The 13,999-nt window shown below is 74.2% G+C and carries 6 protein-coding genes; all 6 read right to left on the bottom strand.

Going from position 1 to position 13,999, the window contains the following annotated elements; genetic code table 11:
- Window positions 1-38: 38 nt before the first annotated feature.
- Window positions 39-1,220 carry an acyl carrier protein gene (locus tag OG896_RS05815; RefSeq protein ID WP_329363019.1) on the bottom strand — a complete coding sequence of 394 codons (1,182 nt, stop codon included), beginning with the start codon at window positions 1,218-1,220 and terminating at the stop codon, window positions 39-41.
- Window positions 1,217-2,560, bottom strand: a complete 1,344-nt coding sequence (locus OG896_RS05810) for a KamA family radical SAM protein (RefSeq protein WP_329363017.1) — start codon at window positions 2,558-2,560, stop codon at window positions 1,217-1,219. The genes OG896_RS05815 and OG896_RS05810 overlap by 4 nt, the downstream gene beginning before the upstream one ends.
- Window positions 2,561-2,591: 31 nt before the next feature.
- Entirely contained in the window at window positions 2,592-3,866 is a 1,275-nt protein-coding gene (locus OG896_RS05805; RefSeq protein WP_329363014.1) for a pyridoxal phosphate-dependent aminotransferase, read from the bottom strand.
- Window positions 3,863-5,473, bottom strand: coding sequence for an AMP-binding protein (locus OG896_RS05800; RefSeq protein WP_329363012.1), 1,611 nt, complete (start codon window positions 5,471-5,473; stop codon window positions 3,863-3,865). The genes OG896_RS05805 and OG896_RS05800 overlap by 4 nt, the downstream gene beginning before the upstream one ends.
- A 787-nt stretch (window positions 5,474-6,260) precedes the next feature.
- Window positions 6,261-9,662 carry an ATP-binding protein gene (locus OG896_RS05795; protein WP_329363010.1) on the bottom strand — a complete coding sequence of 1,134 codons (3,402 nt, stop codon included), beginning with the start codon at window positions 9,660-9,662 and terminating at the stop codon, window positions 6,261-6,263.
- 97 nt (window positions 9,663-9,759) lie between these two features.
- A complete protein-coding gene (locus OG896_RS05790) occupies window positions 9,760-13,992 on the bottom strand; it encodes a carboxypeptidase regulatory-like domain-containing protein (RefSeq protein WP_329363008.1) in 4,233 nt (1,410 codons plus the stop codon).
- Between the last annotated feature and the right edge of the window lie 7 nt (window positions 13,993-13,999).

Here is a 13,999-nt window from a genome sequence, read left to right as displayed (position 1 = left end):
GGCGCGGGCACCCTTCTCGGTCGGTGTGGACGCCGGGCTCACCCGGCGCCGCCATTGAGCCGTCGCTCGACCAGTTCGCACAGGTCGACGATGCGGTGCAGTCGTTCGGGGAGGAGGTCCCCCGGGCCGAACTCGATGGCGAAGCCCTCCTCCAGGCCGTCGACGATCTCCAGCATGCGCAGGGAGTTGAAGGCGGGCAGTCCGGTCAGGTCGGCGTCGGGCGCGGGCACGTCCCGTATGCCGAGGACCCGCCCGACGATCCCGGCCACCGTCGAGGCGACCTGCTCGGGGGAAGGTGGACCACCGCCGGCCGCCCCGGCAGCACCGGCCGCCTCGATGCCGCCCGCCCCCCGGTCGCCACCGGAGAGCACTTCCCGGTCGGCGTGCAGGAGTTCGGCCGCCCGCGGCAGCAGATCGGGTGGCTCCGCCCGGCCCCGGGCGACGCGGCGGGAGGTCAGATACGTGTACTCGACCAACCCGTCCCAGCGGGCGAGGTGCTCCGCCACGTGCTGCGGGGTCCCCGCGTCCCCCTGGGCCAGATACGCCGCACGCAGCCGGCGTGACCGGGCCAGCAGCCAGGTCTCCATGGTGAACTGATCCAGCGTCAGCTTCCGGTCCGGATGCTCGGCGTAGGAACGCAGGTAGTCGTCGGCCCCGGCGGACGATATCCGTACCTCTTCCTCCGGCGGATCGAGACGAGCGGGATCGAGGGGCGTGGGGGCGAACTGGAAGGCCCGGCCTGGGCCGGCGTCCAGGACCGCGGCCAGCTCCTCCCGTTCGAGGCGCAGTCGCGTCGGGCGCGCCGCGCCCCACGGAGTGTCGTTGTGGTAGGCGTCGGTCACCGCCAGGGTGCCGTCGCCGTCGGGTTCGGCCAGAAAGCTGTGCTCGATGTGGCGCTGCCCGTGGTAGGGCACCCAGGGCAGGTGGTAGGCGTCCGCGACCACCCACGCCGTCTCCCGTAGCGATCGCGCCCAGTCGCCGTCGGCGCCGGGCCACTTCTGGGCGAGGGCGAGGCCGAGGAGGTCCGCGGCGTCGGCCAACGCCTCGTCCAGGGAGGGCTCGACGGTGGGCAGGCCGTGCGGACCGGGGCGGGTGCGCAGGCGCAGCGCGGCGCCCAGCCGCAGGTGGGTCCCGGCGCCGTGGTACCTGTCGGCCAGCACCGCGAGGTTGCTCTGGAAGCAGTCCAGCAGTTCGGCTCGGATCTCCGGGGGCGCGGTCACAGCGACTCCTCCGCCGCGTCGTCGGCGTCGAAGGGGAACCGGTCGGCGAAGGCGGGCTTGAGGTCGGCGAGCCAGATCGCCGCGGGGTCGTACGCGGCGTAGAACGGCCGGCCGACCAGGGCCGGATCGCGGGCCTGGATCATGTGTAGGGCGAAGACCTTCTGGCCGAGGAGATCGACCACCCCGTCCACGCAGACCTTGCCCGCGGTGGCCGACATGGACGGCCCCCGTACGGTCCGGGCGAGGCCGGAGACCGAGGCGTAGGCGTCCCGGAAGATGTCGTAGGCCCGGGCCAGCGGCACCGCGAAGTAGTCCACCGGACCGGTGTCCCGCTCCACGAACATGTAGTACGGAATCATCCCGAGCCGCACCTGGGCGCGCCACATCGACTCCCACACCCGCGGGTCGTCGTTGATCGAGCGGATCAGCGGCGCCTGGGTGCGGATCACCGCCCCCGTGCCGCGCAACCGGGCCACCGCCTGCGCCACCACCGGCGGTTCCAGCTCGCGCGGGTGGGAGAAGTGGGCCATCAGCGCCAGGTTCTTGCCGGCCGCCACGACCTCCTCGAACAGCCGCAGCAGATCCTCGGCGTCCGGATCGGTGAGGAACTTCCGCGGCCAGAACGACAGCGCCTTGGTGCCCAGCCGGATGGACTCTATCTGGTCCAGCGCGAGCAGCGGCTCGACGTAGCGTCTCAGCACCGCCGCGCTGGGGATCATCGAATCGCCGCCGGTGAAGAGCACGTTGGTGATGTCCGGGTGCGCGCGCAGGTAGTCCACCAGGACCAGTTCGTCGCTGTCGGCCGCCATCCGCAGCTCCGGCTCGCCGACGAACTGCGCCCAGCGGAAGCAGTAGGTGCAGTAGGCATGGCAGGTCTGGCCCTGGCGGGGGAAGAACAGCAGCGTCTCGCGGTACTTGTGCTGGATTCCGGCCAGTTGCCGACCGTCCACCACCGGGTGGTTGAGCTCCAACTGGCCGGCGGGGTGGGGGTTCAGCCGCATCCGCACCTGGTGGGCGATCGTCTGGATCTGCCGGCGTGGCGCCCCGCTGCGCAGCAGGTCCGCGATCCTGGCCACGTCCTCGGCCGGCAGCATGTCCTCCTGCGGGAAGACCAGGCGGTAGATCGGGTCGTCGGGGGCCGCGGACCAGTCGATCAGCTCGTCCACGACATGGCTGTTGGCCCGGAAGGGCAGCACCTCGGCCACCGCCCGCACGCCCAGGCGCTGGTCGGGGCTCAGGCCGGCGCGGGCGGTCAGGTCGTCCAGGTGTCTGGAGGTGACGGCATGGAACCGGGGCGGGCTGTCCGTGGTCGGCGGAACGCTTGCGTTGCTCGGGGGCACCGTGCGGTCATTCCTTCCGGTCGGGGGCGGCTCAGCCGCAGAGCTTGCCGAACCCCTCTTCGATCGCGGCCAGGAGCCGCGAGACATGGGGCAGTACGAGCGGATCGGGGCTGTGCAGGGCCGCGGACTGCTCCTCGGGGGTCTCGCCGTAGAGCATGCTGGTGGCCGCCCGGAAGCGGAGCGCTCCCGGTTCGTCGCCGTGGTGGTGGCCGCCGAGGACGGCGATGCCGTGCGCGTCGAGCAGGCGGTCCTGCAGGGTGGCGGAGTCGGTGACGCCCCGGGCGGCCAGGGCCTCCCGGCGCGGTTCGAAGTCCGGGTAGACGTAGAAGCCGGCGTCGGGTCTGCGGCACTCGGCGCCGGCCGCGCGGACGATCCGGTGGACGGCACCGGCCAGCGCTCCGTGCAGCCGGGCGGCCTCGGCCAGGTGGGCGCGCAGTTCGGGGGGTTCGGCGAACGCGTAGGCGGCCACCTCCTGCATCGGACCGGCCAGGGTGGACCAGACCTCGCTGGCGAAGGAGGCCACCGCGTCGCGCAGCGCCGTCCCCCAGGTGCTCTCGGGGAACCGGGCCGCGCCGATCCGCCAGCCGCCCAGGGCCAGGTTCTTGCTCAGCCCGGTGGTCACCACCGTGCGCTCCGGAGCGACCTCGGCCGGGCTGAGGAAGGGCTGCCGCGGATCGTGCAGGAGGTCGCGGTAGATCTCGTCCGAGACGATCAGCAGGTCCTCCTCCCGGGCGATCGCGCACAGTTCGCGGACCAGCGCGGCGGGCGCCGCCGTCCCGGTGGGGTTGTCCGGCAGTGCCAGCACCAGGATGCGCGGGTCCCGGCCGTCCTCCCGCGCCCGCGCGATGGTCCGCGTCAGGGCCGACGGTTCCGGCACCCCGCCGCAGCCGGCGGGGATCGGCACCTGGAAGACCGCCTTCCCGGCCAGCAGCGCCTGCGGGGGATACGTGTTCCAGCAGGGGCGCGGCAGCAGGGTGTCGCCCCGGACGGTCATCTGCACCGCCGCGAGCAGGGGCTTGCTGCCGGGAGCGAGCACCACCTGGTCCGGTTCGGTCGGCACGCGGCGGCGGGTGAAGTACCCGGCCACGGCCCGCCGGGCCGCGAGGTCGCCGCGGACCGGGCCGTAGGCGTTGCGGCCCGCGCCCGCGGCCAGCCGCTCGACCAGCGGCGGGAACACCGGCAGCCGCGACTCGCCGAATCCCAGGTGCACCACGGTGTCGCCGCGCCGCCGGCGCTCCCGGACCTGCTCGTCCAGCGCCAGGTTGGGCGATATCCCGCGCGCGCCGGTCAGTTCGATCCGCGTCACACCGTCCGCTCCTTCCCGGGCAGCGCCAGTGCCAGCAACCGGGCCCGGTCGACCTTGCCGTTGGGGTTGAGCGGCAGGCGGTCGATGGCTCTCAGCTCGTCGGGGACCATGTAGTCGGGCAGTTCCTTCCCGCAGAACTCCCGTAGCTGATCGGGGTCCCAGCCGGCGGCGGGCTCCGGTACGACGAAGGCGGTCAGCACGGGATCGGCCGCGTCCCCGGCGCGCGGCACCACCAGCACGGCGGCGGCCTCCACCGAGGGGAACGCGCGCAGCCGGTGCTCCACCGCCCCCAGCTCCACGCGGTTGCCACGGATCTTCACCATCGAGTCGGCCCGGCCGTGGAAGTACAGTTCGCCGTCGGCTCCGCGGGAGGCGAGATCACCCGAGCGGTAGACGAGCTGGCCGGACCGCGGTTCGAGCGGATCGGCCACCAGGACGGCGCGGGTGGCCGCCGGGTCGTTCCAGTAGCCGGTGAACAGCGCGGGACTGCGCAGGTGGATCTCACCGACGGCCCCCGGCTCGTCCACCGGCCGGCCCTCGCCGTCGATCAGCAGGATCTCGGCTCCCGCGTGCGGCCGACCGATGGAGATGTCCGCCTGGTCCGCCGGGAGCGGGTCGGGGATGTCGGCGAACGTGCAGGCGATGGACTCGGTGCTGCCGAAGCAGTTGACGATCCGCACCCCGGGCAACTCGCGGCGCAGCAGCCGCAGATCCTCCAGCGGGAAGCGCTCGCCGGAGAAGAGGATGCCCCGCACCGCGCCGAGTTCGGACAGCCGCGCCGGCTCGTGCCGCAGCAGCGGCCGCCAGATCGAGGGGACGCCGTTGACCTGGGTGGCCCCGGCCTCGCGCAGGAAGCGGGCGAAGCGCCGCGGCCAGCGCAGCAGTCCGCGCGGTACCGGCACCAGCGTGGCCCCGTTGCCCAGCGCGAGCCCGGCGTCCAGCAGGGAGAAGTCGAACTGGAAGGGCGAGGTGCTGGCGACCCGGTCCTCGGCGGTGACGATGTCGTGCCGCAACATCCCCCGGCAGAAGGCCAGATACCCGCGGTGGCTCATCACCACGCCCTTGGGGGTGCCGGTGGAGCCGGAGGTGAAGACGACGTAGGCGGGGTCGGTGGAGACGGCGCCGGTGCGGTGGTGGGCGCGCCGGGCCGGCGCGCGCTCGATGACCAGCCCCTCCGGGCCGAAGCGGCCGCTGCCGGTGGACGCCGGCAGGCCCGCCGGTTCCTCGCCGCCGGACCGCAGGTACAGCGCCGGTCCGGTCATGCCGACGATCGTCAGCCGGCGGCCCACGGGCGACTGCGGGCTCAGCGGGAGAAAGGTCGCGCCGAGTGCGGAACACGCCATCAGCAACGTGAGGACGGCGGCACTGCTGTCGGACTCCAGCGCCACGCGGTCGCCGACTCCGATTCCGAGGCCGGCGAGTTCTTCGGTCCTGGCGGCGGTGCGTGCCGCCAACTCCCGATAGGTGACCGTGTGAAGGCCCCCGTCGGGGGCGCTTTCGATCACCGCCGGTCTGGTGGGGAGGGTATCGCTCGCACCGAGCAGGAACTCGTGCAGGAGCTCAGGGGCTTGGCGATGCCACGGGGAAAACGAACCTGTGGTGGCCATGTTCTCCTCCGAGAAAATCGGCGGGGTGGCCTGGGCACAGGGGACAGTACTACGGAAGCCATGTGCGTGAACCCATGAGTCCCAGCCCCGCTGCCGTATCCGCCACGGCGGCTCCGGCGCACGTCAGCGCGGTGCGGGCGCTGGACGGGGGCGCTTTCGGGTGGCCGATTCCCGGACCTGGGCATCGTTGTCATCCGCTGGTCGCGAGGGGGTTCGCCCGGCGTTTCGCTTTCTTCCGCGCCGCGGGACGCCGAGGTGGCCGATTCTGTGCCGTGGCGAATTTCGGCCTTCTTTTATTTCCGGCCAATCGGGACTCGCGGTGGCGGCCGGAGCGAAGTGGAGAAGATCTGCCGAGGGTGGCGGAGTGAGAGGGTGAGGAAAATGTGAACGCCCACCGCTGGTAGCAGACATTCGTGAAGAGAACATTGCACGAGAATGACGAAGACCGCGCAAGTCCGTGGCGTCCCGGCCGATTTGGAGGTCCACTCCCTTGGTGGACGCCGAAGTGCGGCGGCCGGAATCCCGCGATGCCGGCGTCCTTCGGAACTGTTTCCCGCGCGCGTCTTCCACTCGGCCACCCCCGTGTATCGGGAGGACCGACCCGGCGCTCCCGGCCTGCTCCTGACCGCCGCCGTACTCCGGACGACCCGCCACCTGGACGCCGCCGTCGACCGGCCCCAGGCCCTGCCGGCCGCTGCCGCGTCCGCGCCACGGTTCCGGACGGCGGATCGGGGTCCGTCCAGCCGACGGAGCAGCGCGGGGCGACGACTCCAGCGGTGCACGGTCGCTACGGTCGCTGAAGCGCTGCCAGCTCCGTTCGTGCGCGGGCCGCGCCCGCCGGGTACGGCATGGCATCGGCGAGGGCGACGGCCCGGCGCAGTTCCGCCGCCGCGTCAGCGGGGCGCCCGGCCGCGAGTAGGGCGCGCCCCAGCACCCACAGGCCGTCGACCTCGGCCGGGCGGTCGGGGAGTTCGCCGGCGCGCCGTACTCCCTTCGCGGCGGCGGCCAGGGCGTCGTCCACCGCCCCGGTCTCCAAGCGGGCCCATCCGACGAGCGGGCTGACGCGCTCGGCCGCGTCCCCTTCGGTGTACGGGCCGAGCAGCACCGCCGCCCGCGCCGGGTCGCCGGCGGCAAGCGCCGCTTCCGCGCGCAGGACGACGGTCCGCAGTCCCGCCTGCGCGTCGCCACTGGCCGCGGCGGCCTCCGCGGCCTCGGCCAGGTACTGCTCGGCCTGGTCCGTACGGCCCGTGCGGAGGTGCACCTCGCCGAGGTTGAGCATGGCGTAGGCGAGCGACCAGGACGTACCGACGGAGCGGGCCTGGGCGACGGCCTCTTGCGCGTGTTCGGCCGCCGCGTCGGGGTCACCGGTCAGCAGGCGCAGGTTGGCGAGGTTCGCCAACTGGAAGGCGAGCCGGGAGGGGGCACCGATCCGCTCGGCCAGCGTGACCGCGCGGGCACGGTGCACCAGCGCGCCGGTGAGGTCTCCGTCGCGCCGGCACGCCTCGGACAGGTTGCCCAGCACCGTGGCCAGCAGCACGGCGTCACCGAGGGGTTCGGCCTGCGTGGCGGCCTCCTGGAGGCTGCGCCGACCGTCCGCCGCCTGTCCGACGGCGAGTTGAGCCACCGACCGGCAGACCAGCCCGTCGATCACTGTCCGGGGCCCGGCTGGATGGCCGGTTGCGATCAGTTCCCGGCCCAGGGCGACCGCGGCGTCGCCGGCGGCCAGCTGCTCCGGATACCGGCCGAGCGGGAAGTAGAGCCGGCCCAGGACCAGTTGGCGGGCCGCGCGCACCGCGGCAGAGGCCGTCGAGTCGTTCACCGCCAGCAGCGCGGCCAGCCCCAGGGCCGGGGTGCCGGCGCCCGCGTGCAGGTGGCCGCCCTCGGTGATGGTGCGCACCAGCCCTTCGGTGTCGTCCGCGTCGCGGTACCAGCCCTCGGCCGCGGCCAGCGCCGCCGCGGAGTCGGCCCACCGGGCGGCGGTGCGCAGCACCGCGGCCCGGGCCACCCGGGCCGCCGCTGCTCCTGAAGGGTCGCCGGACTGGTCGAGGCGCTCGGCGAGGCGCCCGTAGTACTGCTCGGCGGCGTCGTTCGCGTAGAGCGCGGCCGCCCGATCGCCGGCCCTGCGCAGGTGGTCGGCGGCCCGGGGGTGCTCGGCTCGGTCGAAGTGCCGGGCAAGGGCGTCCACGTCCCGCGGGCGGGTGCGCTCCAGGGCGAGGGCCAGGGCGCGGTGCAACCGGAGCCGCTGGGCCGCCGAGAGCCGCTGGTACAGGGCCCTGCGGACCAGCGGGTGGCGGAAGGCGTAGCCGGCGGCGGTGCCGACCGGGCGGTCCTCCACGAGGCGGGTGGTGACAGCGCGGTCCAACGCGGTCAGCAGTACCTCCTCGGTCAGCGGAGGTACGAGGAGCGCGGCACTGGCGCGGAGTTCGGCCAGCGGGCCGTGGCCGCCAAGCGCGGCGAGCAGTTCCAGCACCCGGCGGACGTCGACCGAGATCCGGTCGACCCGGGCGACCACGAGTTCACGCAGGCCGCTGGGCACCTGGTGGGTGGAACCGCCCGCCGATCCCGACGGCTCCGCCGCCCAGGCGCCGATCAGCTCGTGGGCGAAGAGCGGGTTGCCGAGCGAGGCCCGGAAGACCCGCTCGACCAGGTCCGGCCCGGCCCCGGGCGCTGCCGCGCCGAGCAGCGCGGTCGCGTACCCGTCGCAGTCGGCGCGGCTGAGCCTCATCAGTTCCAGCTGGCGCAGCGTGCCCGCGGCGCTGGTGGCCCGGACGAACCGCTCCAGGTCGCCGCCCGCCTCGGGCTCCTGGTAGGTGCCGAGGAAGCGCACCGGGCGCCCCGCGGTCCGGCGCAGCAGATGGGCCACGAGCTCCAGTGAGGGCCCGTCCGCGGTGTGCAGGTCGTCGAGGACGACCAGCACCGGGCGGTTCGCGGCCAGGTCGGTGAGGAGCGCCGCCGTGTCGGCGCGCAGCCTGTCCCTGCGCTCCTGCGGGGTGCCGACGTGCGGGTCGTCGGGGCCCCGGGTCAGCGGCGGGACACCGCCCCCGAAGCCCGGCAGCAGTTCCGCCAGGTCGGGGTACTGCACGGCGAGGGCTTCGCGGACGCGCGGCGGGCATCCGGTCACGAAGTCGTCGAGCGCGGCGGCCACCGTGCGGTACGGCTCGTCGCGCGCGCCCTCCTCGCCGGCCGCCCACAGCACGACCGAGCCCTTCGCGGCGGCGGCCCTGGCCGCCTCGGCGACCAGCCTGGTCTTGCCGACGCCGGTCTCGCCACTGACCAGGGTGAGTCGCCCGACCGTGCCCGCGGGGTCGGCGGTGAGCAGCCGCAGCGCGCGGACCCTCCCGAACAGCGGGGTCGGCGGCGGCGATTCCAGGGCGGACGGCAGGGCGGCGGCAAGCCCCTGGAAGACGCTGTCCTGCGGTGCGGAGACCGCCTCCTGGAAGAGTGCGCGGGTCGAGACGTCGGGGTCGACGCCCAGTTCGGCGCGCAACGCGGCGCGGCAGGCGTGGTACTGGCGGATGGCCTCGCGGCGCCGCCCGAGGTCGAGGTGGAGCCGGATGAGCCGGCGGTGCAGCCCTTCGTCCAGGGGGTCGGCGGCCAGGGCCGCCGCCAGCGGCTCGACCCCGCGGGCCGGCTCCCCGCCGTCGCGGAAGAGGTCGGCCAGCGCGGTCGCGAGCCGGCGCAGCAGCTCCTGCTGGTCCCTGCGGGCCGGGGCCGTCCAGGGGGTGTCGCGGTCTTCGGGCAGCAACGGCCGGTCGAGCGCGGCCAGCGCGGCGGCCAGGGCCGTCGTGGTGGGCGGCCCGGCCAGGGCCGCGTTGGCCGCCGCACGGACCTCGTGCAGGTCGACCCGGGTCCGTTCCGGGACCAGCTGGACCATGCCGTCCTGGACGACGAGGTAGGAGGAGGCGGCGCGGGGCGGCAGGCCCGGTTCGAGGGCACGGCGGGCGGCGTGCAGGGCGACGCGCAGGCTGACCTGGGCGGCCTGCCGGCCGGCGCTCGGCCACAGCAGGCGCTGCACCCGATCGCGGTGCAGTGACGTTCCTTCACTCAGGGCCAGCAGCTTGACCAGGTGCCGGGCGCTGGAGCGGGTCCAGCGCTCCTCGTCCACGACGACCGCCGTCGCGTCGCCTCCCGCCTCCGCCAACTCGGCGCGAAAGCCGCCCAGGACGTGGAGCCGCAGGTCGTGGTCCATGGTTGGGCACTGTAATGAGTTTCACCGGCGGTGTCTCGTGCCGGCCGAGGCGCCGGGTGCGGCGGGACGTTCCCGCCGCACCCGGCCACCCGCGGTCTCAGCCGCAGGAGTTGACGGGCTTGAGGGCGAAGTCCGCGGTTTTCACACCTCTCGCGGTGATCTTCACCTTCGCCGTCTGGGGCTGCCGCCCGCCGGCGGTCGCGATGACGGTGAGCGGGTTGTTCTTCCGGTCCGCCCACAGTGCGTAGCGGCCGTCGGCACCGGTGGCCAGCGTCCAACTGCCGGCCGCCCCGTCGATCTGCACCAGTGCGCCGGGCAGCGGGGTCGTGGTGCCGTCGCACTGCGCGGTCGACACCAGTCCGGTGACCTCGCCCCAGCTCTTGGGCGGGGTCACGTCCATGGTCACGTCGACCGGGCCGACGGTGTACGGGGTGTTCTGGCGGAGTGTCAGCTGCGCGCCGTAGGTGCCCGGTTGGCTCACCACGGCGGAGTTGACCGTGACGGCGATCTTCACCGACGCGCCCGGCGCGAGGTTCGCGCTCGCGGGTGTCTCGCCGAGCCAGTCGACGTCCGCCGAGCCGCACTGGTCCCAGCCCGGCAGGACCTCCGCGACCGGCGCGATCTGGGACGGCCCCACCGAGCCGCCGACCTTGTAGAAGCCGCAGGCCGCCCCGCCGCGGTAGGTGGCCGCGTTCGAGTTGGGCAGCGGCGTCCAGGTGCGGGTCTGCGGGTCGAGAGCGAAGCCCTGGTTGGTCAGGACGGTGCTGCCCGAGGTGACACCCCCGGAGACGACCAGCCGGTCGTCAGCGGTGGCGTAGGCGCTGCCCCACAGGTCGATCGGCAGGTCGGGCAGCGGGGTCCAGGAGTCGGAGCCCGGTTCGTACACCCAGCCCTTGGTGGTGCTGACGCTGCTCAGGTCCAGGCCCCCCGCGCAGTAGACCGCGCCGTCCAGACCGCCGCAGGACAGCCACGAGGTGGGGGCGGGGTAGGACGCCGCCACGGACCAGGTGTTCGAGACCGGGTCGTAGACCTGCACATCGGTGTGGCCGCAGTTGCTCTGGTCGCAGCCGCCGACCACGTACAGCTTTCCGTCCAGCACGGCGGCGCCGGCGGCCGCGTACGGGTGCGGCATCGCGGCCTTCTGCGACCAGGTGTCGGTCACCGGGTCGTACGCCTGGAGATTGGTGATCGGCCGGCCGGTGCTGTCCCAGCCGCCTGCCGCGTAGAGCGTGCCGCCGATGAAGCCGCCGACCGGGCGCTCGCTCGGGACGGGCAGGTCGGCGATCGATGACCAGGTGGCGGTGGCCGGGTCGTAGGCGTAGCCGTCCGGCACCGCGTCCACGCCCCGGGTGCCGCCGACGGAGTAGATCACGCCGTTGAGGGAGGCGGCCAGGTTGTCCTGGACCGCCCTGGGCAGGTCGGGAAGGGTCTGCCAGGGCGCGGCGGACGGCGAGGCGGTCCTCGGGGTGGCGGCCGGGCCCGCCGCGCGCCGGGCGAGCGGTGTCCCGGCGTAGTGGCCCTTGATCCGCTGGGTCGCGGGTCCGGCCGGGGCGGTGGTCGAGGCGGGGCTGCTGACCGTACCGGTGAGCGAGGTGAAGGTGCCGTCCCGCTCGCCGAGTTGCACGCTCGCCGGGGCGGTCCCGGTGTTGGTGACGGTGAACGTGCCGGTGCCGGCCTTGCCCAGGGCGACGCTCCGCGTCACCGGGCCGCCAACGGTGAGCCGGCCCGCCGCCAGCGCGGTGCCGGCCCTGACCACGGCGTCGGCCTTGACGGTCACCGGGACCGACGCCGTCGTGTAGCCGGCGGCGGCGACCTTCAGCGCGTGCTTGCCGGTCAGCGAGGAGAACATCTGGAAGAAGCCGTCGCCGAGCGCGGTGTCCGCGCCGGTCGGCGCGGTCGTGGCGGAGTCCAGCGGCTGGTCGGCGCTGGTGACCTTCGCGCCGTCCACGGACTTGCCGGTGTTGCTGTCGGTGACCCGGCCGATGACCAGGCCGCCCGTGACCGGCGCGCACGCCCGGGTGCCCAGGTAGGCGTCGTCCACCTGCCACCACCGGTCGTAGTCGTAGGAGTTGGCGTAGCGGAACCGGATCTGGGCCTTGGGCTGGTGGGCGGCCTGCGGCAGCGGAACGGTCTCCATCTGGCCGCCGACGTGGCTCTGGTGCCAGACGGTGCTCCAGGTGGTGCCGCCGTCCAGGCTCAGGTCCACGTAGGCGGAGCCCCCGTAGGCCTCGTTGTAGTCGGAGCGGAAGCCGAGCACCGGAGCGTCCTGGCCGCTGAGGTCGGTGGACGGGCTGGTCAGCGTGGTGGTCAGGGACAGGCCGAGGCCCGCGTACTGGCCGTCGACGATGGCGAAGCCGCCCCGGCCGCCGGTCTGGTTGCCGCGGGTGGCGGGGTCGTCGAAGGTCCAGCCGGCGACGCTGGTCCGCGGTGTGTCCACGGTCCAGCCGGTGGGTGTCGAGCCGGTGTCGAAGGTCTGGCTCAACCCGGTGTAGGCGGCGGCGTAGCCGGGGGCGACGCATGCCGTCGCGTCCACGGCGAGCGCGGTGTCGTGGACGGTGTCCGCGGTGCCGACGGTCACGGTGTCGTCCGCCGCGGTGTAGCCGGCCGCGACCGCGCTCACGTGCAGCGTGTAGTCCGAGCCCTGCGGCACCCGCACGCTGTACGCGCCGGTCTTCGGGTCGGTGTACACCGGTGCGCCCGGGCGGCCCCCGACGGCCACCGTGGCGTAGAGCGGCCAGCCGTGCCCGCTGCCGTCGGTGACCTTGCCGCTGAGCGTGGCCATCGGCTCCGACGTCAGGGCGACGTCCTCGGCGGTGGTACCGCCGTCGGTGACGGACACCCCGTCCAGGGTGCGAGCGGCGTATCCGTAGGCGGTCACCTTCAGGTCGTACCGGCCCACCGGCAGGCCGAGCCGGTACGTGCCGTCCTTCCCCGTGGAGACCGTGCCCGCGGACGTGGCGACCGTCGCTCCCGGCACCGGCTTGCCGGTTGCCGCGTCGGTCACCGTGCCGGTGATCTCGCCGTGCGCGCCGGGAATCCCGAAGGCGGCCGTGCCGTGCGGGGTGCCGAGGCCGGTCGGCCCGTCGTAACCGGTGCCCGCGGTGCACAGGTAGCTGCCGCAGCCTCCGTTGCTGCCGTCGACCACGTCGTTCAGGCCGCTGCGGTCGGCGTACGGGTAGGCGGCCGGGTGGTCGCCCGTGGCCGGGGTGCCGGCCAGCGCGTACACGGCGGCGATGATCGGCGCGGCGGCGCTGGTGCCGCCGTAGACCGCCCAGCCGGCGCCGGCCCAGGTGTTGTAGACGGCGACACCGGTCGCCGGGTCCGCGACCGCGGACACGTCGGCGATGGTGCGCTGCGCGCAACCGGTGTCGGACTGGTAGGAGGGCTTGGGAGCGTAGGCCGCGCAGCCGCTGCCGGCGCCGTTCCACGCGCTCTCGCGCCAGCCCCGCGGGTCGCTCGCGTCCTTGACCAGCGAGGTACCGCCGACCGCGGTCACCTGGGAGGCAGCGGCGGGGAATTCGTTGCCGTATCCGTTGTCGCCGGAGCTGACGGTGACCGCAACTCCCGGGTGGTCGTAGTACTTCGCGGCGTCCGCGGCCTCACCGGCGTACTCCGCGCCGCCGTAGCTGTTGGAGACGTAGTCGGCGCCCAGCGCCACCGCCTCGTTCACCGCGCTGCCCAGGTTCTCGGTGGTCGGCGAGTCCGCCTCCATCAGCAGGATGTGGCACTGCGGGCAGGCCGCACTGACCATGTCCACGTCCAGCGAGATCTCGCCGGCCCAACCGCTGTCGCTGACCGGGTAGGTGACGCCGCCGCGCTGGTCGGACTTGCGGAAGCAGCCGTTGGCGGTGGTGCAGGGCGGCAGGCCGTACTGGCTGCGGTAGACGGCCAGGTCCGCTTCGGCGTCGGGGTCGTCGTAGGCGTCGACGACCGCGACCGTGGCCCCCGCGCCGGTGTCGGTGGGCAGGTCGTAGGCACTGTCGATGTCGTTGGGCGACAGGCCCGAGGGGGCGGTGTCCGTACCGGCGGCGTTGGGCCGCTGCACGCCGCGCAGCGGCGCGACGTCGTCGCGCACCACGGCCAGACAGGCCATCTGGCGCGGCTTGGTGGGCTTGGCGCACAGCTCGTGCGTGGGGTGGGCGGCAGGAGCCGAGGCCGGGGCGGCGGCCGGGGCGGCGGTCGGGGCAGCCGAAGCGACGGCCGGGGCGGCCACGGCGAGCCCCGCGGCTATCGCCAGTGCCACGAGGGGCGGCAGCAGTCTGCGGGCGAAGCCGCGCCACTGCGGCTGACGGCCGGCCCGCGGCGGGTCGGCCGACTTTCGACGGAACATGCGGTGT

Source organism: Streptomyces sp. NBC_00669 (assembly GCF_036226785.1).
Lineage (GTDB): Bacteria > Actinomycetota > Actinomycetes > Streptomycetales > Streptomycetaceae > Actinacidiphila.
This window is presented reverse-complemented; position numbering and strand designations above follow the sequence as displayed.

Bases quoted from the DNA above. Each gene is read 5' to 3' on its own strand.
- OG896_RS05790 (WP_329363008.1), bottom strand. From the start codon at position 13,992: ATGTTCCGTCGAAAGTCGGCCGACCCGCCGCGGGCCGGCCGTCAGCCG.
- OG896_RS05795 (WP_329363010.1), bottom strand. From the start codon at position 9,662: ATGGACCACGACCTGCGGCTCCACGTCCTGGGCGGCTTTCGCGCCGAG.
- OG896_RS05800 (WP_329363012.1), bottom strand. From the start codon at position 5,473: ATGGCCACCACAGGTTCGTTTTCCCCGTGGCATCGCCAAGCCCCTGAG.